Source organism: Mycobacterium marseillense (assembly GCF_010731675.1).
Classification (GTDB): Bacteria; Actinomycetota; Actinomycetes; order Mycobacteriales; family Mycobacteriaceae; genus Mycobacterium; species Mycobacterium marseillense.
This window is the reverse complement of the sequence record NZ_AP022584.1, coordinates 2,126,921-2,153,033: the sequence shown is the minus strand read 5'-3', so window position 1 is coordinate 2,153,033 and position 26,113 is coordinate 2,126,921. Positions and strand designations below refer to the sequence as shown.

The 26,113-nt window shown below is 69.7% G+C and carries 22 protein-coding genes and 2 pseudogenes; 16 read left to right on the top strand and 8 right to left on the bottom strand.

Annotated elements, in window-relative coordinates; translation table 11 throughout:
* Positions 1–59: 59 nt before the first annotated feature.
* From hypB to nicT, 3 genes are all read right to left on the bottom strand, one after another.
* Complete coding sequence (hypB, locus tag G6N26_RS09555) at positions 60–833, bottom strand: hydrogenase nickel incorporation protein HypB (RefSeq protein WP_064941433.1); 774 nt, start codon at positions 831–833, stop codon at positions 60–62.
* Positions 834–888: 55 nt separating this feature from the next.
* Complete coding sequence (locus G6N26_RS09550) at positions 889–1,224, bottom strand: hydrogenase maturation nickel metallochaperone HypA (RefSeq protein ID WP_064941431.1); 336 nt, start codon at positions 1,222–1,224, stop codon at positions 889–891.
* A 99-nt stretch (positions 1,225–1,323) separates the two neighbouring features.
* A complete protein-coding gene (gene nicT / locus G6N26_RS09545) occupies positions 1,324–2,463 on the bottom strand; it encodes a Nickel transporter NicT (RefSeq protein WP_083018099.1) in 1,140 nt (379 codons plus the stop codon).
* A gap of 157 nt (positions 2,464–2,620) precedes the next feature.
* On the opposite strand from nicT, the gene G6N26_RS09540 reads away from it, so the two are divergent.
* Positions 2,621–3,112 (top strand): Fur family transcriptional regulator, encoded by a 492-nt coding sequence (locus tag G6N26_RS09540; RefSeq protein WP_083018097.1) that lies wholly within the window; start codon positions 2,621–2,623, stop codon positions 3,110–3,112.
* A gap of 2 nt (positions 3,113–3,114) precedes the next feature.
* Here G6N26_RS09540 and mtr read toward each other — a convergent pair whose 3' ends face one another.
* Both mtr and G6N26_RS09530 read right to left on the bottom strand, forming a co-directional pair.
* Entirely contained in the window at positions 3,115–4,494 is a 1,380-nt protein-coding gene (gene mtr, locus G6N26_RS09535; protein ID WP_067166120.1) for a mycothione reductase, read from the bottom strand.
* 2 nt (positions 4,495–4,496) lie between these two features.
* A complete protein-coding gene (locus G6N26_RS09530; protein ID WP_232067553.1) occupies positions 4,497–5,528 on the bottom strand; it encodes an alpha/beta hydrolase in 1,032 nt (343 codons plus the stop codon).
* Positions 5,529–5,697: 169 nt separating this feature from the next.
* Between G6N26_RS09530 and mqo the strand changes: the two genes are divergently transcribed.
* The 8 genes from mqo (at position 5,698) to G6N26_RS09490 (ending at position 16,538) form a co-directional block, all read left to right on the top strand.
* Positions 5,698–7,161 carry a malate dehydrogenase (quinone) gene (mqo, locus tag G6N26_RS09525; protein ID WP_232067586.1) on the top strand — a complete coding sequence of 488 codons (1,464 nt, stop codon included), beginning with the start codon at positions 5,698–5,700 and terminating at the stop codon, positions 7,159–7,161.
* A 314-nt stretch (positions 7,162–7,475) separates the two neighbouring features.
* Positions 7,476–7,946, top strand: a complete 471-nt coding sequence (locus tag G6N26_RS09520) for a GNAT family N-acetyltransferase (RefSeq protein ID WP_067166127.1) — start codon at positions 7,476–7,478, stop codon at positions 7,944–7,946.
* Positions 7,943–9,784 (top strand): magnesium chelatase subunit D family protein, encoded by a 1,842-nt coding sequence (locus tag G6N26_RS09515; protein WP_083018091.1) that lies wholly within the window; start codon positions 7,943–7,945, stop codon positions 9,782–9,784. The genes G6N26_RS09520 and G6N26_RS09515 overlap by 4 nt, the downstream gene beginning before the upstream one ends.
* A gap of 15 nt (positions 9,785–9,799) precedes the next feature.
* A complete protein-coding gene (gene cobO / locus G6N26_RS09510) occupies positions 9,800–10,414 on the top strand; it encodes a cob(I)yrinic acid a,c-diamide adenosyltransferase (RefSeq protein WP_067166133.1) in 615 nt (204 codons plus the stop codon).
* Positions 10,411–11,802, top strand: a complete 1,392-nt coding sequence (locus tag G6N26_RS09505; RefSeq protein ID WP_163648763.1) for a cobyrinate a,c-diamide synthase — start codon at positions 10,411–10,413, stop codon at positions 11,800–11,802. Before cobO ends, G6N26_RS09505 begins: the two co-directional genes overlap by 4 nt.
* Positions 11,803–11,883: 81 nt before the next feature.
* Positions 11,884–13,089: a uroporphyrinogen-III C-methyltransferase gene (gene cobA, locus G6N26_RS09500; protein WP_067166141.1), complete on the top strand. Its 1,206-nt coding sequence runs from the start codon at positions 11,884–11,886 to the stop codon at positions 13,087–13,089.
* A gap of 33 nt (positions 13,090–13,122) precedes the next feature.
* Positions 13,123–14,730 (top strand): MFS transporter, encoded by a 1,608-nt coding sequence (locus G6N26_RS09495; protein ID WP_067166144.1) that lies wholly within the window; start codon positions 13,123–13,125, stop codon positions 14,728–14,730.
* A 59-nt stretch (positions 14,731–14,789) separates the two neighbouring features.
* Positions 14,790–16,538 carry a proline--tRNA ligase gene (locus tag G6N26_RS09490; RefSeq protein ID WP_067166148.1) on the top strand — a complete coding sequence of 583 codons (1,749 nt, stop codon included), beginning with the start codon at positions 14,790–14,792 and terminating at the stop codon, positions 16,536–16,538.
* On the opposite strand, the gene G6N26_RS09485 is transcribed toward G6N26_RS09490, so the two are convergent.
* Together G6N26_RS09485 and G6N26_RS09480 are read right to left on the bottom strand one after the other, a co-directional pair.
* Positions 16,535–16,981: a ferritin-like domain-containing protein gene (locus G6N26_RS09485; RefSeq protein WP_067166151.1), complete on the bottom strand. Its 447-nt coding sequence runs from the start codon at positions 16,979–16,981 to the stop codon at positions 16,535–16,537. The genes G6N26_RS09490 and G6N26_RS09485 overlap by 4 nt on opposite strands.
* Positions 16,978–17,505 carry a hypothetical protein gene (locus tag G6N26_RS09480; RefSeq protein ID WP_067166155.1) on the bottom strand — a complete coding sequence of 176 codons (528 nt, stop codon included), beginning with the start codon at positions 17,503–17,505 and terminating at the stop codon, positions 16,978–16,980. Before G6N26_RS09480 ends, G6N26_RS09485 begins: the two co-directional genes overlap by 4 nt.
* A gap of 207 nt (positions 17,506–17,712) precedes the next feature.
* Between G6N26_RS09480 and rimP the strand changes: the two are divergent.
* From rimP to G6N26_RS09445, 7 genes and pseudogenes are all read left to right on the top strand, one after another.
* Positions 17,713–18,234, top strand: a pseudogene (gene rimP / locus G6N26_RS09475) (ribosome maturation factor RimP); the annotation flags it as partial.
* A gap of 134 nt (positions 18,235–18,368) precedes the next feature.
* Complete coding sequence (nusA, locus tag G6N26_RS09470) at positions 18,369–19,424, top strand: transcription termination factor NusA (protein ID WP_067166159.1); 1,056 nt, start codon at positions 18,369–18,371, stop codon at positions 19,422–19,424.
* Between the two features lie 157 nt (positions 19,425–19,581).
* A complete protein-coding gene (locus tag G6N26_RS09465) occupies positions 19,582–19,857 on the top strand; it encodes a YlxR family protein (protein ID WP_067166163.1) in 276 nt (91 codons plus the stop codon).
* 76 nt (positions 19,858–19,933) lie between these two features.
* A pseudogene (infB, locus tag G6N26_RS09460) lies at positions 19,934–22,709 on the top strand (translation initiation factor IF-2).
* Complete coding sequence (gene rbfA, locus G6N26_RS09455) at positions 22,709–23,197, top strand: 30S ribosome-binding factor RbfA (RefSeq protein WP_008258717.1); 489 nt, start codon at positions 22,709–22,711, stop codon at positions 23,195–23,197. Before infB ends, rbfA begins: the two are co-directional and overlap by 1 nt.
* A complete protein-coding gene (locus G6N26_RS09450) occupies positions 23,172–24,173 on the top strand; it encodes a DHH family phosphoesterase (protein ID WP_179960309.1) in 1,002 nt (333 codons plus the stop codon). Before rbfA ends, G6N26_RS09450 begins: the two co-directional genes overlap by 26 nt.
* On the top strand, positions 24,170–25,504 hold the full coding sequence (locus G6N26_RS09445; RefSeq protein WP_067176416.1) for an MATE family efflux transporter: 1,335 nt from the start codon (positions 24,170–24,172) through the stop codon (positions 25,502–25,504). The genes G6N26_RS09450 and G6N26_RS09445 overlap by 4 nt, the downstream gene beginning before the upstream one ends.
* On the opposite strand, the gene G6N26_RS09440 is transcribed toward G6N26_RS09445, so the two are convergent.
* Entirely contained in the window at positions 25,501–26,076 is a 576-nt protein-coding gene (locus G6N26_RS09440; RefSeq protein WP_067176418.1) for a hypothetical protein, read from the bottom strand. The two genes, G6N26_RS09445 and G6N26_RS09440, sit on opposite strands and share 4 nt — an antisense overlap.
* Positions 26,077–26,113 lie beyond the last annotated feature (37 nt).

The window sequence follows — 26,113 nt, the reverse complement described above, 5'->3', positions numbered from 1 at the left end:
ACTGGGTGGTGGTTGTCCTGCGAATGCTTCGCAGGAGCGCGCCCTGCAATCCCTCCCGTTCAGGTCCCCTCGGCGGCGAAGCGTCGCAGCCACCCGAACCAGGCGCCCATGCCGTCGCCGGTGCGCGCGCTGACCGGCAAAATCGTCGCTGCCGCATTGACTTTGCGAACGTGGGCGATGTACGTGTCCACGTCCACATCGAGGTGCGGGACCAGGTCGATTTTGTTGAGCAGCACGACGTCGACCGACCGGAACATCACCGGATATTTCAACGGCTTGTCCTCGCCCTCGGTCACCGAATACACCATGGCTTTGGCGTGCTCGCCGACGTCGAACTCGGCCGGGCAAACCAGATTGCCGACGTTCTCGATGACCACCAGGTCGAGGACGGCGAGGTCGAGGCCCGGCAGCGCGCGGTCGATCATCGGCGCGTCCAGATGGCATTCACCGCCAAATCCGTTGCTGGTATTCAGCAGTGACACCTGGGCGCCGCGGCCCCTGAGTTTGGCCGCGTCCAGATCGGTGGCGATATCGCCCTCGATCACCCCGATCGCGAGCTCGCCGGCGAGTTCGTCGAGCGTCGCCTGCAGGACCGTGGTCTTGCCCGATCCCGGAGAGCTCATCAGGTTCAGGGTGCGGACCCCGTTGCTCTCGAACGCCGCCCGGTTGGCCTCGGCAAGGAGATCGTTCTCGGCGAAGATCGCCTCCAGGACGTCGATGCGCTGGCCGCCGGTCCGGTAGCGGCTGTGGTCGCCGTGGTCGTGTTCATGCGGCAGGTGATCGTGCTCGTGGGTGTGCACGGTACCGTCGTCGTGCCGATGAAACCTACCCATGCTCAACACCTTTCGATGCCGCGTCTAAGACGCTGATGGCGGCGGGGGCCCCTGGTCACGAGACATCCATGGACGTCACCAGGAATTCGTTGCCGCGCAGCACCTCGACGTCGGAGCTGTCGCAGCGTGGACACCAGATCGACCACGGCGAGGTGATCTCGGAGCGATGGCCGCAGGCCCGGCATTTCACCTCGGCGCTGACGCATTCGAGCTCCAATTCGGCGTCCGGCATGTCCTCGGCGTCCCGCACGAGCGTCCAGCAGAAGGACAACGACTCCGGCACCACCTGCCGAAGGGCGCCGACCCGCACGCGTACCACGTCGACGTGCCGACCGTCGGCGTGATCTCTGACCAGACCGGCGATCGCCTCGCACAGCGACAGCTCATGCACCGCGGATCACCGGTCCGCCGGGTCCGTCCGAGGGCTGGGCTGACGCGAAGAAGCCCATGAGCACTGTTCTACACCCGAACGGCCGTGCCCGGTGAGCCGCTAGGTCGCGGATTCGGCCCCGAGATCGGCGGGGCCCCACTTCTCCTCGATGCGACCGTAGCGCCAGACGAGCAGGGCCACCGCCCAAGTGACGACGAACATGCCGACGACGACGTAGCCGACCGCGTTGAGGTCCAGGCCGCCGATCCAGTTCCAGAACACGCCCCGCCAACCGAATTGGTCGGCGAACAGGACGAGCAGTTCGACGCTGCCGATCAGCAGGGCGACCGCCACCGACAGCGCGGTGATGGTGATGTTGTAGTAGATCTTGCGGACCGGATTGGAAAAGGCCCAGCCGTAGGCGAAATTCATGAACGAGCCGTCGATGGTGTCCAGCAGGCACATGCCCGCGGTGAACAGCACCGGCAGGCACATGATGGCGTACCACGGCAGCCCGGCGGCGGCGCTGGTGCCGGCGAGCACCAACAGCGCGATCTCGGTCGCGGTGTCGAAACCCAGTCCGAACAAGAATCCGACCGGGTAGCAGTGCCACGACTTGGTGATCGACTTGGTGAGCCGGCCGAGCACCCGGTTCATCAATCCGCGGCTCTGCAATTGCCGCTCGAGTTCGGCACCGTCGGTCTCCGGGTCGTATTCGCCGCGGCGCAGCCGCGCGAACACGCGCAGGATGCCGACCAGGACGATGACGTTCAGCAGGGCGATCGCATAAAGGAAGACGCCGGAGACGCTGGTGCCGATCAACCCGGTGTAGTGGTGCAGCGTCGAGGAGCCGTCCTGGACCGGCCCAACGACCGTTTTCACCCCGCAGGCCAGCAACAGCGCCAGCCCGAAGACCACCGTGGAGTGGCCGAGCGAAAAGAAGAAGCCGACGGCCAGCGGGCGCTGCCCGTCGTTCATCAGCTTGCGGGTGGTGTTGTCGATGGCGGCGATGTGGTCGGCGTCGAACGCGTGCCGCATGCCCAGGGTGTAGGCCGTCAACCCGATGCCGACGCCGAAAGCTTTGCCGCCCAAGCTGTATTGGGCCGGCGCCACCAACAGCACCAGGGTGAGCCAGCCGAGCAGGTGCAGCGCGACGATGGCCGCCAGCATTGCGGCCAGGCGCCACCACTCCGCTGTTGTCAGGGCGCCGAGAAGCCTGGTCGTCCGTGACGGCCGGCGGTCGATCTCGGTGCTGGCCACTGGGGTCCTTCCGGCGCGTCCTCGCGGTATCGGGCAGGCACAACCGGCACGACTGTAAGTTCCGCCTCGCGCCAGATGCAAGTGAATCGCAGAATCGTGCGCCCCTCGATCGCGGCGAAAGCTGGCGATCCCGGCGCCGCGGCGTGACACTGAAGCGGTGACGCCCAAGTCGCCACTGCCGGACGCGTCGGTCACCGAGAGGATCGGCGATCTGCTGCGCGCCCGCGGGCTGCGGCGGATGGCGTCGCGGATCCAGGTGTTGACGGTGCTCGAACCGGTCAACGGACACCTGTCGGTGGCCGAGATCGACAAGAGGATGCGTGAGTTCCTGCCCCCGGGAGCCCAGGCGCCCGACGTGGCCACGGTCTACCGCACGGTGACCACCCTGGTCGATCAGGGGGTGCTGCACGCGCTGACCCTCGAGGGGGGTGTCACGACCTACGGGATGGCCACCGCGCCGCACCACCACGCGGTGTGTACGCAGTGCGGCACGATCATCGAGGTGCCCGCCCGCCGGCTGAGCCTGGCGCTCGAGCATGCGATCGCGGGCAGTTCCTTCGCGCTGTCGGAGGCGGCCGGTCTGACGCTGCACGGCGTATGTCCCCAGTGTCAAAACGACACACTGCCGGCCCGGCCGCGCCGGCGCTGAGGTCAGTCCAGGCCCAACAACGCGTTCTCCACCACTTCGGCCAGCGCCGGATGGATCCAGTACTGCCCGCGGGCCATCTGCGGGGCGGTCAGCCCGAAGCTCATCGCTTGGATCAGCGGCTGGATGATCGACGAGGCCTGATCACCCATGATGTGCGCGCCCAGCAAGCGGCCGGTGCCGCGCTCGGCGACCAGTTTGACGATCCCGGTCGTGTCCTCCGCCGCCCAACCGTACGCGACATCGCCGTAGTTCTGGATCTTCACCGAAATCTTGAAACCCTGTGCGATGGCCTGGTTTTCGGTTAGCCCGACGGAGGCGATCTGCGGATCGGTGAACACCGCCGCGGGCACGTAGCGATGGTCAGTGACGGCCATCGCGTCGGTGTCGTCCCAGTCGCACAGCAGGTTGTGCTGCACGACGCGCGCCTCGTGGTTGGCGACGTGCTTGAGCTGATACCGCGAGGAGACGTCGCCGAGCGCGAAAACGCCACGCGCCGTGGTCCGCTGGTACTCGTCGACGACCACCAGGCCGTCGTCGATGGTGATACCGGCCTGCTCGGCGTCGAGCAGATCGCCGTTGGGTACGCGGCCGGTCGCCACCAGCAGCGCGTCGGCGTTCACGGTGCGACCGTCGTCGAGTTGCACCGCGACGCCCGAACCCTGGTTTTCGGCACCGACGACGTTGCAGTGGGTGTGCAGTTCCCACTTGCTGGCCGCGATGCGGGTGAAGCGCTCGCCGACGACGTCGTCGAGATGCCGCAGCAGTGTGGAGCCCCGGACCACCAGTGTGACCCGCGAGCCCAGGGCGGAGAAGATGTGGGCGAATTCGGCCGCGACGAAACCGCCGCCGACGATCACCAAATGCTCTGGCAGTTCGGCGATTCGCATGATCGTGTCGCTGGTGTGGTACGTCGCGCCGCACTCGAGGATCGCCGGTGGGACCACGGCCCGCGCCCCCGCCGCGATCACCACCTGGTCGGCCGTGAACTCGTCGCCGGCGTCGGTGCGCAACAGGTAGCGCCCGTCGGCCTGGACCGGACCGAACCGCGTGTGCTGTTTGTACACATCGATATTGGGTGCGGCATTGCGGTAATCCTCGCCGCTCACCCCGATCGGATCGATGCGCCCGAAGACGCGCGAGACGATGTCATCCCAACGCACCCGCTCGATGCGGGCGTCGATGCCGTAGCGCGCCGCCTCCCGGACGCTCTGGGCGACCTCGGCGGCGTAGACGAACATCTTGGTCGGGATGCACCCGACGTTCAGGCACGTGCCCCCGAAGGTGCCCTGCTCGCAGATGGCCACCCGCTTGTCGGCGAAACGATCGTCGAGAATGCTGTTGCCCGAACCGGTTCCGATGATCGCGACGTCGTAGGTCTCCACCGTCACCCCTTTCCGAACGACGCCGGGGCATCGCTGTTGTTGGTGGGCAGGTACTCGTCGAGCCAGAGATCCAGTTCCCGATAGGCGACGCCGCGGGGGCCCTCCAACGACAAGAACACGTCGTGCTTGGCGTCGACCACCGGAACGATGGTGCTGCGGTTCCCGACACAGCCCGCCCACCGGGCGATCTGGGTGACGTCGAGAACGGCGTCGCCACACCGCATGGACGCCGGGTCCGCGGTTTCCTGCACGCTGTGGTCCGAGCGCAGGATCAGATTCGGCACTCCGACGTCGAGGCCGCGGTGCAGCCGGGCCTGGCCGCGGCGGATAGCGTGCAGCCAGCCGAAGGTGATCGGGAAGCCCCCCACGGGTTTCCACTGCAGGTTGTAGTCGAATTGCCCGCCATAGTCGCGGTGCAACGTGGTGCCGTAGCCGCCCTCACCCGGCGACCGGGCCACGCCCTTGGACCGTACCCGCGACAGACCCGCGATCAGCGCCACGGTCGCCGAATGCCGCAGCGCGCCCGGTCCGGGCAGCTCCAGGAACGGGCTGTTGAGCACCAGGCCGGCAATGTCGGCGTGCGCGGCCGGGTTGCGGCGGCGCAACCGAGCCAGCCACAACGACACGATGAGCCCGCCCGCGGAATGCCCGTACACCAGAATGTTGCGCGCCTGCGCTCGCACGGCGTCCAGGGCGTGCTCGAGCTCGGCGTCGTAGTTGGCGAGGTCGGTGATGAAGTGCGGTGTCTGGCCGTCGCGCCGCGAGCGGCCGCACTTGTGAAGGTCCAGCGCGTAGAAGGCGAAGCCGCGGGCGGCAAAATGGTCGGCCAGCTCGGTGTGGAAGAAGTAGTCGGTGTAGCCGTGCACCGCCAGCACCGCTTGCCCGGCCGGACCTGTCTGGCCGCCGGCTTGCGCCGGTTCGGGTCCGCGCCGGATCAGGGTCGCGACGATGTCGCCCTCACCGGCGGGATCACGGCCGAGCGCGATGGTGCGCTGCCAATATCCAGGTAGGACATCGGGCACCCAGCCAGTCACGAGGCAAGCTTAGAGCTTTTGCTGGGCATGGGGCCGCCGCACGTCGTTCGCGCCCACTTTGCCGCGGGATAACCTGAGGATCGGCCCAGTCGAGGGAAGGACCAGCACACCGGTGTCATCGCTAGCCACAACCACGCGCACGGACGTCGTGCTGGTGGGCGCGGGCATCATGAGCGCGACGCTGGGCGCGTTGCTGCGCCGGCTGCAGCCGGAGTGGTCGCTGACCTTCGTGGAGCGCCTCGACGCCGTCGGGGCCGAAAGCAGCGGCCCCTGGAACAACGCCGGCACGGGTCATTCGGCGCTGTGCGAGCTGAACTACACCCCGCAGCGCGCCGACGGCTCGATCGACATCAGCAAAGCGGTGCGCATCAACGAGCAGTTTCAGGTCACCCGCCAGTTCTGGGCTTACGCGGTCGAGAACGGCATCCTGACCGATCGGCGCTTCCTGACCCGCATCCCGCACGCGAGCTTCGTGCGCGGGGCGCAGCGCGTCGACTATCTGCGGCGGCGCCGCGCGGCGCTGGCGGCCAACCCGTTGTTCGCCGGCGTCGAATTGATCGAGGACGCGGGAGAGTTCGCCCGTCGGCTGCCGTTCATGGCCGCCCGCCGCGACTTCGCCGCGCCGACCGCGCTCAACTGGGCCGCCCACGGCACCGATGTCGACTTCGGTGCGCTGTCGCGGCAGTTGGTCGGTTTCTGTGTGCAAGGTGGCGCGACGGCCCTGTTCGGCCACGAGGTCCGCAACCTGTCCCGCGGGTCCGACGGCGGCTGGACGCTGTCGATCCGCAATCGCCGCACCGGCGAAAAGCGGCGCTGTCACGCCAAGTTCGTGTTTGTCGGGGCCGGCGGTGACGCGCTGCCGCTGCTGCAGAAGTCCGGCATCAGCGAGGTCAAGGGCTTCGCGGGATTCCCGATCGGCGGCCGGTTCCTGCGCGCCGACAACCCGCCGCTCACCGCCGCGCACCGAGCCAAGGTCTACGGAGCGCCCGCGCCCGGCGCCCCGCCCCTGGGGGCATTGCATCTGGACCTGCGCTACGTCAACGGCAAGCCGTGGCTGGTGTTCGGCCCGTACGCCGGCTGGTCACCGAAGTTCTTGAAGCACGGGCATTTCACCGACCTGCCCCGCTCGGTAAAGCCGCACAACCTGGCCTCGCTGCTCGGCGTCGGTGTCACCCAGCTGACTCTTGTGCGTTACCTGCTCGGCCAACTGCGGCTCTCCGAACCCGACCGGCTACGCATGCTGCGCGAATTCGCGCCCACCGCAGTGGGTTCGGACTGGGAGCTGACGGTGGCCGGCCAGCGCGTGCAGGTGATCCGGCGCGACAAGCGCAAAGGCGGGGTGCTCGACTTCGACACCGTGGTGGTGGGGGCCGCCGATGGCAGCATCGCGGGTCTGCTCGGCGGCTCGCCGGGGGCGACGACCGCGGTGCCGATCATGCTCGGCGTGTTGCAGCGGTGCTTCGCCGACCGCTTTCAGTCGTGGCTGCCCGCGCTCAAGGAGATGGTGCCGTCGCTAGGGGTGTCGCTGTCGGACGAGCCCGCGCTGTACGACGAGGTTTTTGCGTGGGGAACGAAAGTGCTGGGGTTGGGTGACGATGCAGAGCGTAGCGATGAGGAGGGGCGGCGCAGTTGAGTCGCGCCGACGACGATGCAGAGCGTAGCGATGAGGAGGGGCGGCGCAGTTGAGTCGCGTCGACGACGATGCAGAGCGTAGCGATGAGGAGGGGCGGCGCAGTTGAGTCGCGTCGACGACGATGCAGAGCGTAGCGATGAGGAGGGGCGGCGCAGTTGAGTCGCGTCGACGACGATGCAGAGCGTAGCGATGAGGAGGGGCGGCGCAGTTGAGTCGCGTCGACGACGATGCAGAGCGTAGCGATGAGGAGGGGCGGCGCAGTTGAGTCGCGTCGACGACGATGCAGAGCGTAGCGATGAGGAGGAGCGGCGCAATTGAGTGAAGCACTGCGGCGTATCTGGGCCAAAGACCTTGATGCCCAGACACTTTACGAGCTGCTCAAGCTCAGGGTGGAGGTGTTCGTCGTCGAGCAGGCGATCCCGTATCCGGAATTGGACGGCCGCGACCTGCTGGCCGAAACCCGGCACTTCTGGCTGGAGAGGGCCGACGGCGAGGTGATCTGCACCCTGCGCCTGATGGAGGAGCACCCCGGAGGCGAGAAGGCGTTCCGCATCGGGCGGCTGTGCACCAAGCGCAGCGCCCGTGGGCAGGGACACACCACCCGGTTGCTGCGCGCGGCCCTGGCCGAGGTGGGTGACTACCCTTGCCGGATCAACGCGCAATCGTATTTGGCCGACATGTACGCCCAGCACGGATTCGTGCGCGACGGCGACGATTTCCTCGACGACGGCGTCCCGCACGTGCCCATGCTGCGGCCCGGCTCCGGTCCGGCGGCCAAGCCGTGAGGCCCTACCCGTTCAGCGCCATCGTCGGCCACGACCAGCTGCGGCTTGCCCTGCTGTTGTGCGCCGTGCGCCCCGAGATCGGCGGCGCGCTCATCCGCGGCGAAAAGGGCACCGCCAAGTCGACGGCCGTGCGCGGCCTGGCCGCGTTACTGTCCGCGGCGACCGGCAGTGACTCCGGCCTGGTCGAAATGCCACTCGGGGCAACCGAAGACAGGGTTATCGGCTCACTGGATCTGCAGCGCGTGCTGCGCGACGGCGAGCACGCGTTTTCGCCGGGCCTGTTGGCCCGCGCGCACGGCGGCGTGCTCTACGTCGACGAGGTCAACCTGCTGCACGATCACCTCGTCGACGTGCTGCTCGATGCCGCGGCGATGGGACGGGTGCACATCGAACGCGACGGCATCTCGCATTCGCATGAGGCGCGGTTCGTGCTGATCGGCACGATGAATCCCGAAGAGGGCGAACTGCGCCCGCAGCTGTTGGACCGGTTCGGGCTGACCGTCGACGTGCACGCCTCGCGCGACGTCGACGTGCGGGCGCAAGTCATCCGGCAGCGCATGGCCTATGAGGCCGACCCGGACGGCTTCGCCGAGCGCTACGCCGCCGCCGACGCCGAGCTCGCCGGGCGCATCGCCGCGGCCCGCGCGCTCGTCGACGACGTGGTGTTGCCCGACAACGAGTTACGCCGCATCGCGGCGCTGTGCGCGGCGTTCGACGTCGACGGCATGCGCGCGGACCTGGTGGTGGCCCGCACCGCCGTCGCGCATGCCGCCTGGCGCGGGGCGCGCACCGTCGAGGAGCAGGACATCCGGGTGGCCGCCGAGCTGGCGCTGCCGCACCGGCGCCGCCGCGATCCCTTCGACGATCCGGGTATCGACCGCGACCAGCTGGACGAGGCCCTGGCGCAGGCCGGCTCTGACCCGGAACCCGAGCCCGACCCACCCGGCGGCGGCCAATCGGCGGACACCGAACAGGATGGGCCACAACGGGACTCGGGGGACAGCACGCCGGCGCAGCCCTCGACGACGAAACCCAGCGCGCCGCCGTCGCAAACCTTCCGCGCCCGCGCGCTGCGCGTCCCGGGTGTCGGGGAGGGCGCGCCCGGGCGGCGGTCACGGGCGCGCAACGCCAGCGGCAGCGTCATCGCCGCCACCGAGGGCGACGACACCAGTTGCGGTGGGCACGGACTGCACCTGTTCGCCACGCTGCTCTCGGCCGCCGAGCGCGCCGGGGCCGGGCCGCTGCGGCCACAGCCCGACGACGTGCGCCGCGCCGTGCGCGAGGGACGCGAAGGCAACCTGGTGATCTTCGTGGTGGACGCCTCGGGTTCGATGGCCGCCCGGGACCGCATGGCGGCGGTCAGCGGCGCCACCCTGTCGCTGCTGCGCGACGCCTATCAGCGCCGCGACAAGGTCGCCGTGATCACCTTCCGGCACCAGGACGCCCGGTTGTTGTTGCCGCCGACCTCCTCGGCGCACATCGCGGGCCGGCGGCTGGCCCGCTTCGACACCGGCGGTAAGACCCCGCTGGCCGAAGGCCTGCTCGCCGCGCGGGAGCTGATCGTCCGGGAGAAGGCGCGCGACCGGGCCCGCCGCTCGCTGGTGGTGGTGCTCACCGACGGCCGGGCCACCGCCGGCCCGGATCCGTTGGGCCGCACCCGATCCGCGGCGGCGCGGTTGGTCGCCGAAGGCGCCGCCGCGGTGGTCGTGGACTGCGAGACGTCGTATGTGCGGCTGGGCCTGGCCGAGCAGCTGGCCCGCCAACTCGGTGCACCGGCCGTTCGGCTGGAACAGCTACACGCCGATTCGTTGACGCGTGCGGTGCGCGACGTGGCCTGAGAAAGGTAATCCGTTATGCCGCAAGGAGTTCCACTCCAGATCCCCGATGACGGTCTGACCACCCGGGCGCGCCGTCACACGCCCGTGCTGGCGGTGCACACCGGCACCGGCAAGGGAAAGTCGACGGCGGCGTTGGGGATGGCGTTGCGCGCCTGGAACGCCGGGCTTTCCGTCGCGGTGTTCCAGTTCGTCAAGAGTGCCAAGTGGAAGGTGGGCGAGGAGGCGGCATTCGCCGCACTGGGCGACGTGCACGAGCAGCAGGGCATCGGTGCCCCGGTCGAGTGGCACAAGATGGGCGCGGGTTGGTCGTGGACGCGCAAGCCGGGCAACGACATCGATCACGCGGCGGCCGCGGCCGACGGCTGGGCCGAGGTCGCGCGCCGACTGGCCGCCCAGCGCCACGACTTCTACGTGCTCGACGAGTTCACCTATCCGCTGAAGTGGGGCTGGGTGGACGTCGACGAGGTGGTCGAGACGTTGTCATCGCGGCCCGGCCACCAGCACGTCGTCATCACCGGACGCGATGCCCCACAACCGCTGATCGACGCCGCCGACCTGGTCACCGAGATGACCAAGGTCAAGCATCCGATGGACGCCGGGCGCAAGGGCCAGAAGGGCATCGAGTGGTGAGTGTTCCCGCCGTGGTCATCGCCGCACCGGCCTCCGGCAGCGGAAAGACCACCGTGGCAACGGGTTTGATCGGCGCCCTGCGGCAGGCGGGACACACCGTCGCGCCGTTCAAGGTGGGCCCGGATTTCATCGATCCCGGCTATCACGGCCTCGCCGCCGGCCGGCCGGGCCGCAACCTCGACCCGGTACTGGTCGGCGAGGGCCTCATCGCCCCGCTGTACGCCCACGGTGCCGCCGGCGCGGACATCGCCGTGATCGAAGGGGTGATGGGGCTGTTCGACGGCCGGATCGGGCCCACCGCCACCGCCCCGGCCGCGGGGTCGACCGCCCACGTCGCCGGCCTGCTGGGTGCGCCCGTCGTCCTGGTCGTCGACGCACGGGGTCAAAGCCAGAGCATCGCCGCACTGCTGCACGGCTTTTCGACGTTCGACACCGCGACCCGGGTCGCCGGCGTGATCCTGAACCGGGTCGGCTCGGCCCGGCATGAGCAAGTGCTGCGGCAGGCCTGCGAGCAGGCCGGGGTCCCGGTGCTGGGCGCCATCGGGCGCGCCGTCGAATTGGAGCTGCCCACACGGTATCTGGGCCTGGTCACCGCCGTGGAGTACGGGCGCCGGGCCCGAGACGCGGTCGACGCGATGACCGCGTTGGTCGCCCGCCACGTCGACCTGGCGGCCGTGCTCGCGGCGGCGCGGGCCCCGGCGGCGGGAGAGCCGTGGGATCCGGCGGCCGCGGTGGGGGAGCGACGGGTCGGCGAGCGCGTCACGGTCGCCGTAGCGGCGGGGAAGGCCTTCAGCTTCGGCTACGCCGAGCATGCCGAGCTGCTGGTGGCCGCCGGCGCGGACGTCGCCGAATTCGATCCGCTCAGCGACGCGTTGCCCGACGGCAGCGCTGCGGTGTTGTTGCCCGGCGGCTTTCCCGAACAATTCACCGCCGAGCTCTCCGCCAACGAGGTCGTGCGCCGGCAGATCAAGGAGCTGGCCGCGGCCGGAGCGCCCGTCCATGCCGAGTGCGCCGGGCTGATCTACTTGGCCGCCGAACTCGACGGCCACCCGATGTGCGGCGTGCTGGACGGGCAGGCCCGGTTCACCCCGCAGTTGACGCTGGCCTACCGCGACGCCGTCGCCGTGGCCGACTCCCCGCTGTACACCGCGGGCCAGCGCGCGGTGGGACACGAATTCCACCGCACCGCAGTCACATTCAGCGACAGCTACCAGCCGGCATGGATGTACCGGGCCCCCGACGCCGACGACGCGGGCGGGACGGTGCGCGACGGCGTCGTGCACGACGGCGTTCACGCGTCGTATCTGCACACCCACCCTGCCGCTGCGCCGGAGGCGGTGGCGCGCTTCGTCGCCCACGCGGCCCGGCCCGCCCGTCGGCGAATGTAACGTCGCGGCGAAAAATCCGGCCGAACTTCGCCGTGGCGTTACGCGCGCGGCGCCGGCGACGGCAACCACTAAGCTTGCCGGGTGACTGAGAGCGCCTACCTCGTTGGGCTGCGGCTGACCGGCAAGAAGGTCGTCGTCGTCGGCGGCGGCACCGTCGCCCAGCGCCGGCTGCCGTTGCTCATCGCCAGCGGCGCCGACGTGCATGTCATCTCCCGCAGCGCCACCCGCTCGGTCGAGGCGATGACCGGAATCACCCTGGCACTGCGCGAATACCGCGACGGCGACCTCGACGGAGCCTGGTACGCGATCGCCGCCACCGACGACCCGCGCGTGAACGAGGCCGTGGTCGCCGAGGCCGAAAGCCGACAGATCTTCTGCGTCCGTGCGGACGTCGCCGTCGAGGGAACCGCAGTGACGCCAGCGTCTTTCAGCTATGCGGGCTTGTCCGTCGGCGTCCTGGCCGGCGGCGAGCACCGGCGCTCGGCGGCGATCCGCTCGGCGATCCGGGAGGCGCTGCAGACCGGGGTCATCACGCCCGAAGGCCCGGTGAGCGCCGACGTGGTGGCGGGCAGCGTGGCGCTGATCGGCGGCGGTCCCGGCGACCCCGAACTGATCACCGTGCGGGGCCGCCGCCTGCTCGCGCAGGCCGACGTCGTGGTCGCCGACCGCCTCGCGCCGCCGGAACTGCTCGCCGAGCTGGCCCCACACGTGGAAGTCATCGACGCCGCCAAGATCCCCTACGGACGGGCGATGGCCCAGGACGCCATCAATGACGTCATGATCGAACGGGCCCGGGCCGGCGGCTTCGTGGTGCGCCTCAAAGGGGGGGACCCGTTCGTCTTCGCCCGCGGCTACGAGGAGGTGCTCGCGTGCGCCGACGCCGGGATCCCGGTCACGGTGGTGCCGGGTGTGACAAGCGCCATAGGAGTGCCCGCATTGGCGGGTGTCCCGGTCACTCATCGGGCGATCAATCACGAGTTCGTGGTGGTCAGCGGCCATCTGCCGCCCGGGCATCCCGAATCGTTAGTGAATTGGGATGCGCTAGCCGCGCTGTCGGGCACGATTGTTTTGCTGATGGCCGTCGAACGCATCGAACTTTTCGCCGAGGCCCTCATAAGTGGTGGCCGACCTGCGGATACACCTGTGCTTGTCGTTCAGCATGGAACGACGGCCGCTCAACACACTTTGCGGGCCACCCTGGCCGACACGCCCGAAAAGATTCGCGCCGAGGGTATCCGACCTCCCGCGATCATCGTGATCGGCGCTGTGGCGGCTTTCGGGGTTTAAACGCTTCTTAAGATTACTGTAAGGTAACCCTTTATGACGGCTCTCAACGACTCAGAGCGCGCTGTCCAAAACTGGACGTCTGCACGCCCCGATCGTCCGGCCCCGGTGCGCACGGCGGAGACCGCCGCAAAGCCCCCGGCGGAGACCGCCTCCAATCGCATCAGCAAGTACTACCCGGCGTGGCTGCCGTCGCGACGATTCATCGCGGCCGTCATCGCCATCGGGGGTATGCAGCTGCTTGCGACGATGGACAGCACCGTCGCGATCGTCGCGCTCCCCAAGATCCAGAACGAGCTCAGCCTGTCCGACGCCGGCCGCAGCTGGGTGATCACCGCCTATGTGCTGACGTTCGGCGGGCTGATGCTGCTCGGCGGGCGGCTCGGCGACACCATCGGGCGCAAGCGCACGTTCATCGTCGGTGTCGCGCTGTTCACCATCTCCTCCGTACTGTGCGCGGTCGCCTGGGACGAGGCGACCATGGTCATCGCCCGGCTGTCGCAGGGCGTCGGGTCGGCCATCGCCTCGCCGACGGGCCTCGCGCTGGTAGCGACCACCTTCCCCAAGGGGCCGGCGCGCAACTTCGCGACCGCGGTCTTCGCCGCGATGACGGCCGTCGGCTCGGTGATGGGCCTCGTGGTCGGGGGAGCGCTGACCGAGGTGTCGTGGCGGCTGGCGTTCCTGGTGAACGTGCCGATCGGCCTGGTGATGATGTACCTGGCCCGCACCGCGCTGCGCGAGACCAACCGGGAGCGGATGAAGCTGGACGCCACCGGCGCCATGCTGGCGACCCTGACGTGCACCGCCGCGGTGTTCGCCTTCTCGATGGGCCCGGAAAAGGGCTGGGTGTCGATCACCACCATCGGTTCGGGGGTGGTGGCGATGCTCGCGGCGATGGGCTTCATCATCGTGGAGCGCACCGCGGAGAACCCCGTCGTGCCGTTCGATCTCTTCCGTGACCGCAACCGCCTGGTCACCTTCATCGCGATCTTCTTGGCCGGCGGGCTGATGTTCAGCCTGACCGTGTGCATCGGCCTGTACGTGCAGGACATCCTCGGCTACAGCGCGCTGCACGCCGGCGTCGGCTTCATCCCGTTCGTCATCGCGATGGGAATCGGCCTCGGCATTTCCTCCCAGCTGGTGTCGCGGTTCTCGCCGCGGGTGTTGACCATCGGCGGCGGCATCCTGCTCTTCTGGGCGATGCTGTACGGCTGGGCGTTCATGCACCGCGGCGTCGCCTACTTCCCCAACCTGGTGCTGCCCATCGTGGTCGGCGGGATCGGCATCGGGATGGCCGTCGTGCCCCTGACGCTGTCGGCAATCGCGGGCGTGGGTTTCGACCAGATCGGTCCCGTCTCCGCGGTGACGTTGATGCTGCAAAGCCTCGGTGGCCCGCTCGTGTTGGCCGTCATCCAGGCCGTGATCACTTCGCGGACACTGTATTTGGGCGGTACCACCGGCCCGGTGAAGACCATGAACGACGCGCAGCTGCAGGCGCTCGACCACGGCTATACCTACGGCCTGCTGTGGGTGGCCGGTGTGGCCGTCATCGTCGGCGCCGCGGCCCTGCTCATCGGCTACACCCCCGACCAGGTCGCGCACGCGCAAGAGGTCAAGGAAGCGATGGACGCCGGGGAGCTGTAGCTCACACCCAGCGGCGGCCCCGCCTGTCAGTCTCACCCAGCAAGCTAGGCTAGCCCGCTGTGATCACCCGGATGTCCCAGCTGTTTTTGCGCACGTTGCGCGACGATCCCGCCGACGCCGAAGTCGCCAGCCACAAGCTGCTGATCCGGGCCGGCTACATCCGGCCCGTCGCGCCCGGCCTGTACAGCTGGCTGCCGCTGGGCTTGCGGGTGCTGCGCCGCATCGAGGGCATCGTCCGCGAGGAGATGAATGCCATTGGCGGGCAAGAGATCCTGTTTCCCGCCCTGCTGCCCCGCGCGCCCTACGAGACGACGAACCGGTGGACCGAATACGGCGACTCGGTGTTCCGGCTCCAAGACCGCCGCGGCAACGACTACCTGTTGGGCCCGACGCACGAAGAGCTGTTCACCCTGACCGTCAAGGGCGAATACAGCTCCTACAAAGACTTTCCGGTCCTGCTCTACCAAATCCAGAACAAGTACCGCGACGAGGCGCGGCCGCGGGCCGGCATCCTGCGCGTGCGGGAGTTCCTGATGAAGGACTCCTACTCGTTCGATGTCGACGACGCCGGGCTCAAGGCCGCCTACCACGCGCACCGCGAGGCCTATCAGCGCATCTTCGCGCGCCTGCAGGTGCGCTACGTCATCGTCTCGGCGGTCTCGGGCGCCATGGGCGGCAGCGCCTCCGAGGAGTTTCTGGCCGAAAGCCCGGTCGGCGAGGACACCTTCGTGCGCTGCCTGGAGTCCGGTTACGCGGCCAACGTCGAGGCCGTCGTCACCGCGCGCCCGGAGGCGCAACCGATCGACGGGCTGCCCGAGGCCGTGGTCCACGACACCGGCGACACCCCGACCATCACCACCCTGGTGGACTGGGCCAACACCGCCGACCTGGGCCGAACCGTCACCGCGGCCGACACGTTGAAGAACGTCCTGCTCAAGGTGCGCGAACCGGGCGGGGACTGGGAGCTGCTGGCCATCGGGCTGCCCGGCGACCGCGAGGTCGACGACAAGCGGCTGGGCGCGGCGCTCGAACCGGCCGACTACGCGCTGCTCGACGACGCCGACTTCGCCAAGTACCCCTTCCTGGTGAAGGGGTATATCGGCCCGAAAGCGTTGCGGGACAACGGTGTTCGCTACCTGGTTGATCCGCGGGTGGTCGACGGCACCGCCTGGATCACCGGGGCCGACGAGCCGGGCCGCCACGTCGTCGGGCTGGTGGCCGGCCGGGATTTCACCGCCGACGGCACCATCGAGGCCGCCGAGGTGCGCGACGGCGACCCCTCGCCGGACGGCGCGGGCCCGCTGGTGTCCGCGCGCGGCATCGAGGTCGCGCACATCTTCCAGCTGGGCCGCAAATACACCGACGCCTTCACCGCCGACGTGCTGGGCGAGGACGGCAAGCCGGTGCGCCTGACCATGGGCTCCTACGGTCTGGGCGTCTCGCGGATGGTGGCCGTGATCGCCGAGCAGCACCACGACGAGCTGGGGCTGCGGTGGCCGTCGGCCGTCGCCCCGTTCGGCGTCCACTTGGTGATCGCCAACAAGGACGAGCAGGCTCGCGCGGGGGCCACCGAGCTCGCCGGCGAGCTCGACCGCCTGGGCGTCGACGTGCTGCTGGACGACCGGCAGGCGTCTCCGGGCGTGAAGTTCAAGGATGCCGAGCTGCTGGGCGTGCCCTGGATCGTGGTGGTGGGCCGCGGCTGGGCGGACGGCGTGGTGGAGCTGCGCGACCGCTTCGGCGGGCAGACCCGCGAGCTGGGGACCGGGCCGTCGCTGGCCACCGACATCGCCGCCGTGCTCAACGGTTAGTCGTTGCCGCCCGGGAAGCTCGTCGTGATCGGCCAGGCGCCCAACACGCGGTTCCATCGGGCGGCCATGACCGCGCTCTGAATCAGCGCGGTCGAGGCGAACGCCCGGTCCTCGGCGGTCTCGGCGTGCTCGGCGACGACCCGCCACGCGCCCGCGCCGTCGTTTTCCATCCGCGCGGCCAGCCGCGCCGCGTCCGCCGGGCTGCCGACCACCAGGGGCAGCTGGTAACCGGCCGCGGCGACCGGAGCGGTGACCTTGCGGGAGGTCAGCATCGCGATGACGTCGTCGCGGCGCTGCCGATGCTGCTCGAGGGCCTCCACCACCATGTCGTTCACGCTGGGCGGCGATAGCGCCGAGACGATGCCGTAGCCGTAGATCGTCGAGTGTTCGATGGCCAGCGCGTCGGACAGCGCGGCGTTGTCGGCGTCCTTTCCCGAACTCATATCGACGGCCCCCCGGGCACCAGCGCCACGGTGTAGGACGCCGTGCAGGACGCGGCGATCGAGGCGAGCAGGCCCGCCCGGTAGCCGGATTCGGTGCCCACCAGGCGAGCCGCGCTGTCGGCCGAGGCGTGCAGGGCGTTGATCACATCGGCCACCGGCGGCGGGGGAGGCGGGGGCCCGGCCGGTTCGGCCTGACTCGGGCTGGTCGTTTCGCTCGAAGACGGCGCGGCGAGCTTGCCGGCAGCTCGCGAGATCTCGGTGGACAGCGCGCGGGCGTGCGCGGCGCGTTGGCTCGCCACCACCGTCAGCGCGGCGGCGACCTGCGGGGGGTTCCCGAGGGCCGACGCGGCGGCCGTCGCCAGCGCGCTGTCGTGACGCGCCTGGTCCAACGGTCCTAGCAGTTGTTCGACGGGCGGGGGCTTGGGCGCGGACTTGCCGCACGCGGAGACCACCCCCAGCGCGGCCAAGGCGACGCCGCCGGAGAGGACGTCTCGCCGGTTGACGAACGGAACTGCGCTAGGCACAAGCACATCCTGCCACCGGTGCGGCGGCGGGCATGAAGCCAGCACGCGATCGCGCCGCCATCCGCGATTCCTGGCGTATCGTGGATAGCTGGTTCTCGCAGAGGACAGCCAGCATGTTCTCCGCCGGGGCACCGGAAGCCGGACGCGAAGCCATCGCGGCGGCGACATCCGCCAGATGACCGGACAACTCAAGATGAGGAGCTCGCCGTGACCACCGGGCTACCGTCGCAGACGCAGGTGATCGAGCTACTCGATGGAGAGTTTGCGCGCGCGGGATACGAGATCGAAGACGTGGTCATCGACGCGCGCACCCGCCCCCCACGCATCACGGTGATCGCCGACGGCGACGACGGCCTCGACCTGGACACCGCGGCCACGCTGTCGCGCTCGGCATCGGCGCTGCTCGACGGACTGGACACCATCGGCGACCACTACGTGCTCGAGGTTTCCTCGCCCGGCGTGGACCGCCCCCTGACCAACGCCAAGCACTTCCGTCGCGCCCGCGGCCGCAAGGTCGACGTCGCCCTGTCCGACGGATCCACGCTGACCGGGCGCATCGGCGAGACGAACGAGGACGCCGTCGCGCTGGTGGTGCGCGCGGGCCGGGACTGGGCGATACGCGAGATCCCGCTCGGTGATGTCGTCAAAGCTGTTGTCCAGGTGGAGTTTTCGCCCCCGGCCCAAGCGGAACTGGAACTGGCGGGTACGGGTCGAGGCGACGATGCGGAGCGTAGCGATGAGGAGGCGCGGGCGCAGATGAACCGCGCCGGCGACGATGCGGAGCGTAGCGATGAGGAGGAGCGGGCGCAGATGAACCGCGCCGGCGACGATGCGGAGCGTAGCGATGAGGAGGAGCGGCGCAGATGAACATCGACATGGCCGCACTGCATGCGATCGAGGTGGATCGGGGCATCTCGGTCAACGAGCTGCTCGAGACGATCAAGTCCGCGCTGCTCACCGCCTACCGCCACACCGAGGGGCATCAGAACGACGCGCGGATCGAGATCGACCGCAAGACCGGCGTCGTGCGGGTGATGGCCCGCGAGACCGACGAAGACGACAACGTCATCAGTGAATGGGACGACACCCCCGAGGGCTTCGGGCGCATCGCCGCCACCACCGCACGCCAGGTGATGCTGCAGCGATTCCGCGATGCGGAGAACGAGCGGACCTACGGCGAGTTCTCCACGCGTGAGGGCGAGATCGTCGCGGGCGTCATCCAGCGGGACAGCCGGGCCAACGCGCGGGGCCTGGTGGTGGTCCGGATGGGCACCGAGACCAAGGCGTCCGAAGGTGTGATCCCGGCGGCCGAACAGGTCCCCGGCGAAAGCTACGAACACGGCAACCGCGTGCGGTGCTACGTGATCGGGGTGACCCGCGGGGCCCGCGAGCCGCTGATCACGCTGTCGCGCACCCACCCCAACCTGGTTCGCAAGCTGTTCTCCCTGGAGGTTCCCGAGATCGCCGACGAGTCGGTCGAGATCGTGGCCGTGGCGCGGGAGGCCGGGCATCGCTCCAAGATCGCGGTGAAGTCGAACCTTCCCGGCCTGAATGCCAAGGGCGCCTGCATCGGCCCGATGGGGCAGCGGGTCCGCAACGTCATGAGCGAGCTCTCCGGCGAGAAGATCGACATCATCGACTACGACGAGGACCCGGCCCGCTTCGTCGCCAACGCGTTGTCTCCGGCCAAGGTGGTCTCGGTGTCGATCATCGACCAGTCCGCGCGCGCCGCCCGGGTGGTCGTTCCCGACTTCCAGTTGTCACTGGCCATCGGCAAAGAGGGGCAGAACGCGCGGCTGGCCGCCCGGCTCACCGGCTGGCGCATCGACATCCGCGGGGACTCGCCCGCCGGTACCGGCGGGCATCCGGAGAACGAGCCCGAACACGGCGCCACCCACGGAATGGCCCACGACCGCTAGCGGCGCACCGGCCACCCTCGGGCGGTTCTGACCATCGATTCGGTGACGCTAGACTAGCTCCTGATCCAGCGTGAGCCTTCGGCCTCCGAAACCCAGAAGGGCGCACCGACACATGGGTGGACCCGTGCGGACGTGTATCGGGTGCCGAAAGCGAGAGTTGGCCGTCGAACTGCTTCGCGTGGTGGCTGTGCCGACCGGGAACGGCGAATTCGCCGTGATCGTTGACACAGGCAGTAGCCTGCCGGGGCGGGGTGCGTGGCTGCATCCCGTGTCGCAGTGCGCGCAACAGGCGATCCGGCGGCGGGCTTTCACCAAAGCGCTGCGCATCACCGGTTCACCGGACACCTCCGCGGTGGTCGAGCACATAGAGTCTCTGAGTGCGCCCGATCGCCCGGCAACAGAACAGGTAGCAAAGAACATGAGCACACCGTGAAGTCCCGATGACCATGCGTCATAGCTAAACCCGAGGCGCCGGCCCCACGACTGTCGCCTCATAGACAGGAGATGTAGTGGCAGGTAAGGCCCGCGTACACGAGTTGGCTAAGGAACTCGGTGTCACCAGTAAGGAAGTCCTCGCCCGGCTGAATGATCAGGGCGAATTCGTCAAATCCGCATCGTCGACGGTAGAAGCGCCGGTCGCTCGCCGCCTGCGCGAGTCCTTCGGGGGCGGCAAGCCCGCTGCTGAAGGCTCTGCGAAGGCCCCCGCGAAGGCCGCCAGGGGCGCGGCCAAGGCCCCCGCGCCAGGGGACGCCAAGGCTCGCGACAAGTCGCTCGACGCGGCCCTCGACAACGCGATCAACAAGGCCGGCGGCAACGGCGAAGCGACGGCATCGCCCGCCCAGCCCGGCGGCGCGGCGACGTCCGCCGCCCAGGCCTCCGGAGCCGCGCCCGGCGACGCCCCGGCGCGACCGGGGCCGGCCCTCGGCGCCGTCGCCCGGCCAGCCGAAGCCGCCCGCACCCGGCCAGGCGCCGCACCCCGGCATGACACCGGGCCCGCGCCCCGGCCCCATCCCCAAGCCCCGCGCCCCGCGCGTCGGCAACAACCCGTTCTCGTCGGCGCAGCCCGTCGACCGGCCCATCCCGCGCCCGGCGCCCCGCCCCGGGGCGCCCCGCCCGGGCGCGCCGCGACCCGGCGCCTCGCCGGGCAACATGCCCCCCCGGCCCGCCGGTGCGGCCGGACAGGGTCGCCCGCCGCGCCCCGGCGCCCCGCGCCCCGGCGGCGGCCGGCCCGGTGGTCCCGGCGGCCGTGACGGGGGAGGCGGCAACTACCGCGGCGGTGGCGGCGGAGTCGGCGCCCCGCCCGGAGGTGGCGGCGGTTTCCGCGGCCGTCCCGGTGGCGGCGGTGGTCGTCCCGGCCAGCGCGGTGGCGCGGCCGGCGCGTTCGGCCGTCCCGGTGGCGCGCCCCGGCGTGGCCGCAAGTCGAAGCGGGCGAAACGCGCCGAATACGAGAACATGCAAGCGCCCGTCGTCGGCGGTGTGCGGTTGCCGCACGGCAACGGCGAGACGATCCGGCTGGCGCGCGGTGCATCGCTCTCCGACTTCGCCGACAAGATCAACGCCAACCCGGCCTCGCTGGTGCAGGCGCTGTTCAACCTCGGCGAGATGGTGACGGCCACCCAATCGGTGGGCGACGAGACGCTCGAGCTGCTGGGCAGCGAGATGAACTACGTCGTCCAGGTCGTCAGCCCGGAGGACGAGGACCGCGAGCTGCTCGAGTCCTTCGACCTGACCTACGGCGAGGACGAAGGCACCGAGGAAGACCTGCAGACGCGCCCGCCGGTGGTGACCGTGATGGGTCACGTCGACCACGGTAAAACCCGACTGCTGGACACCATCCGTAAGGCCAACGTGCGCGAGGCCGAGGCGGGCGGCATCACCCAGCACATCGGCGCCTACCAGGTGTCCGTCGAGCACGACGGCGACGAGCGGCCGATCACCTTCATCGACACCCCGGGTCACGAGGCGTTCACCGCCATGCGTGCCCGCGGTGCGAAGGCCACCGACATCGCGATCCTGGTGGTCGCCGCCGACGACGGCGTCATGCCGCAGACGGTGGAGGCCATCAACCACGCGCAGGCCGCCGACGTGCCAATCGTGGTGGCGGTCAACAAGATCGACGTAGAGGGCGCCGACCCGGCCAAGATCCGCGGACAGCTCACCGAATACGGTTTGGTGGCAGAGGATTTCGGTGGCGAGACGATGTTCGTCGACATCTCCGCCAAGCAGGGCACCAACATCGAGCAGCTGCTCGAGGCGGTCCTGCTGACCGCCGACGCCGCCCTGGACCTGCGGGCCAACCCCGACATGGAGGCCCAGGGTGTCGCGATCGAGGCGCACCTGGACCGCGGCCGCGGACCGGTCGCGACCGTGCTGATCCAGCGCGGCACGCTGCGCGTGGGCGACTCGATCGTGGCCGGCGACGCCTACGGACGCGTCCGCCGCATGGTCGACGAGCACGGCGACGACGTCGAAGAGGCGCTGCCGTCGCGGCCCGTGCAGGTCATCGGGTTCACGTCGGTGCCCGGCGCCGGTGACAACCTGCTGGTGGTCGACGAGGACCGCATCGCCCGCCAGATCGCCGACAAGCGCAGCGCCCGCAAGCGCAACGCGCTGGCGGCACGGTCGCGCAAGCGGATCAGCCTGGAGGACCTGGACTCGGCGCTGAAGGAAACCAGCCAGCTGAACCTGATCCTCAAGGGCGACAACGCCGGTACGGTCGAAGCGCTCGAGGAGGCCCTGATGGGCATCCAGATCGACGACGAGGTGGCGCTGCGCGTCATCGACCGCGGTGTCGGTGGCATCACCGAGACCAACGTCAACCTGGCGTCGGCGTCGGACGCGGTGATCATCGGCTTCAACGTGCGCGCCGAGGGCAAGGCCACCGAGCTGGCCAACCGCGAGGGCGTGGAGATCCGCTACTACTCGGTGATCTACCAGGCGATCGACGAGATCGAGAAGGCCCTGCGCGGCATGCTCAAGCCGATCTACGAGGAGAACCAGCTGGGTCGCGCCGAGATCCGGGCGATCTTCCGGTCCTCCAAGGTGGGCATCATCGCCGGCTGCATGATCAGTTCCGGTGTGGTGCGCCGCAACGCCAAGGCCCGGTTACTGCGCGACAACGTCGTGGTCACCGAGAACCTCACGATCAACTCGCTGCGACGCGAAAAGGATGATGTGACCGAGGTCCGCGAGGGCTTCGAATGCGGTATGACGCTGGGCTATTCCGACATCAAGGAAGGCGACATCATCGAGTCCTACGAGCTGGTCCAGAAGGAACGCGCCTGATGGCGGATCCCGCTCGGGCCCGCCGCCTGGCCAAGCGGATCAACACGATCGTCGCCTCGGCGATCGAGTTTGAGATCAAGGATCCCGGGCTGGACGGGGTCACCATCGTGGACGCGAAGGTCACCGCCGACCTGCACGACGCGACGGTGTTCTACACGGTGATGGGACGCACGCTGGACGACGAGCCGGACTACGGCGCCGCCGCGGCCGCGCTGGAGCGGGCCAAGGGCGCGCTGCGCACCATGGTCGGCGCGGGCACCGGCGTGCGCTTCACGCCCACCCTCACGTTCACCCGCGACACCACGTCGGACAACGTGCAACGGATGGACGAGTTGCTGGCGCGGGCCCGCGCCGCGGACGCTGATCTGGCGCGGGTTCGTTCGGGCGCCAAGCCGGCTGGGGAGGCCGATCCATACCGGGATAGCGGATCGGGCGCCGAGCCCGGCCTCGACGGGAGCATCGGTGACGACGACCAACGCGAATACTGAACTGGCCGGTGTGGGAGCACGCGTCGACGCGCCGACCGCCGTCGAACTACTGTCGGACGCCGCCACCGTCGCGGTGATCGCGCACGTGCATCCCGACGCCGATACCATCGGCGCCGGTTTGGCGCTGGGTTTGGTGCTCGACAAATGCGGCAAGCGGGTCGAGATCAGTTTCGCCGAGCCCGCCGGTCTGCCGGAATCGCTGGCCTCGCTGCCCGGCGGACGGCTGCTGGTGCGCCCGGACGCGATGCGCCGCGACGTCGATCTCGTTGTCACCGTTGACGTGCCGAGCATCAAACGGCTGGGTGCGCTGAGCGACCTGGCCGTCTCGGGCGCCGAGGTGCTGGTGATCGATCACCACGCCTCCAATGACATGTTCGGCACCGCCAATTTCGTTGACGTGTCGGCGGATTCGACCACGATGATGATCGCCGACATTCTCGACGCGTGGGGCAAGCCCATCGATCCCGACGTCGCGCACTGCATCTACGCCGGCCTGACGACCGATACCGGATCGTTCCGCTGGGCCAGCGCGCGTGCCCTTCGCCTGGCCGCCCGGCTGGTCGACGCCGGCGTGGACAACGCCGCGATCAGCCGGACCCTGATGGACACCCACCCGTTCGGCTGGCTGCCGCTGCTGTCGCGCGTGCTGGCGTCGGCCCAGTTGCTGCCGGACGCGGCAGGCGGCCGGGGTCTGGTGTATGCGGTTGTCGGCCACCAGGATTGGATCGGTTCGCGCCCGGAGGAAGTCGAAAGCATCGTCGACATCGTGCGGACCACGCAGCAGGCCGAGGTGGCCGCGGTCTTCAAGGAGATCGCGCCGGGTCAGTGGTCGGTGTCGATGCGGGCCAAGTCCGAGGTGGACCTGGCGACGGTCGCGTCCGCGTTCGGCGGCGGCGGGCACCGGCTGGCGGCCGGCTACTCGACCACCGGCACGATCGACGACGCCGTCGTGGCGCTGCGCACCGCGCTCGGGTGACCGACGGCGATCGACCTGACGCCGGGGGCCGTCGGATCGCCGGACTGGCGTTGCCCGCGCTGGGCGTGCTCGCGGCCGAACCGCTCTATCTGCTCTTCGACACCGCGGTCGTCGGCCGGCTCGGCGCCCTGAGCCTGGCCGGGCTGGCCATCGGCGGGCTGCTGCTCAGCCTGGTGGGTTCTGACCTCACCTTTCTGTCCTACGGTACGACCGCACGTTCGGCCCGCCACTTCGGCGCCGGGAACCGGGCGTCGGCGGTGGCCGAGGGCGTGCAGGCGACGTGGTTGGCGCTGGGGCTGGGCACGCTCGTCGTGATCGTGGTGCAGGCCGCCGCGGTGCCGCTGGTGTCGGCCATCGCCGGCGGCAAAGGCGGGGGAGAGGCGATCGCCGCGGCGGCGCTGCCGTGGCTGCGGATCGCGATCTTCGGCGCCCCTGCCATCCTGGTGTCGCTGGCGGGGAACGGATGGCTGCGCGGTGTGCAGGACACCGTGCGCCCGCTGCGTTATGTGGTTGCCGGCTTTGGGCTTTCGGCGCTGCTGTGCCCGCTGTTGGTCTACGGCTGGCTGGGGTTGCCGCAGTGGGGTTTGGCCGGATCGGCGGTGGCCAATCTGGTGGGCCAGTGGCTGGCCGCGGTGCTGTTCGGGCGGGCGCTGCTGGCCGAGCGGGCACCGTTGCGGCTCGACCGGGCCGTGCTGCGAGCCCAGCTCGTGATGGGCCGGGATCTGGTGGTGCGGACGTTGGCTTTTCAGGCCTGCTTCGTTTCGGCGGGCGCGGTCGCCGCCCGGTTCGGCGCCTCGGCGCTGGCCGCGCATCAGGTGGTGCTGCAACTGTGGGAATTCCTTGCGCTGGTGCTGGATTCGTTGGCGATAGCGGCGCAGGCCCTGGTGGGCGCCGCGCTGGGGGCCGGCGACGCCGCGCATGCCAAGTCGGTGGCGTGGCGGGTGACGCTGTTCTCGACGGCGGCCGCCGCGCTACTGGCCGCGGTGTTCGCGGTCGGGTTCTCCGCGCTGCCCGAACTGTTCACCGACGACCGATCGGTGCTGGCCGCGATCAGCGTGCCGTGGTGGTTCCTGGTGGCTCAATTACCCTTTGCCGGAATAGTTTTCGCGCTGGATGGCGTGCTGCTGGGGGCGGGGGATGCGGCGTTCATGCGCACCGCCACCGTGATCAGCGCGCTGGTCGGCTTTTTGCCGTTGATCTGGCTGTCGCTGGTGTTCGACTGGGGGCTGGCGGGCATTTGGTCCGGGCTGACCACGTTCGTGGTGCTGCGGCTGATCTTCGTGGGCTGGCGGGCGGTCTCGGGCCGCTGGGCGGCCACGACGGCGGGCTAAAACGCCCAGCTGCCCGAGCGTTGCAGGACGAAGCCGTGATCGCCGCTGGTGGTGTCCAGGCAGGCGACCAGGTTGTCGGCGCCCACCGCGCAGGTGACGTTCAGGTAGGTCAGCTTCTGGCCCGCGGCCAACAATTTGGCACCCGTGGGCAGCGCGGGCGGGTTGCCGTCGCATCCGCTGTAGGACATCCGGCTCAGCTGGTAGCCGGGGCCCTTGAAGTCGACGGAACCCACCACGCAGTCGCCCGGCCGGGGGCGGCCCCCGGGGATGGGGACGTCGTCCATGCCGGACATGTCGCCCTTGCACTTGATGTCCTGCGAGGGTTGCGGCGCGGGCGCCGGCCCGCCGTAGAAGTCACAGACCAGCGCATATGGGGCGGAAAAACTGATCCGCGGCGAGGCGCCCGCGGCACCGGGGCTGAGGTAGCCGTCGGCCGGGACGGCGGTGAAGCCGTCGAGATTCGGGAATTTCGGGGGTGGCTGGGCGGCCGCGTGCGGCGCACCGACCGCGATCGCCGACGCCGCCAGCGTCATGCCGGCGAGCGCCCTGCTGATTTCGACGACCGCGCGCATCACCTGATCGTATTGGGTGGCGGGGGGTCGGCGGAAT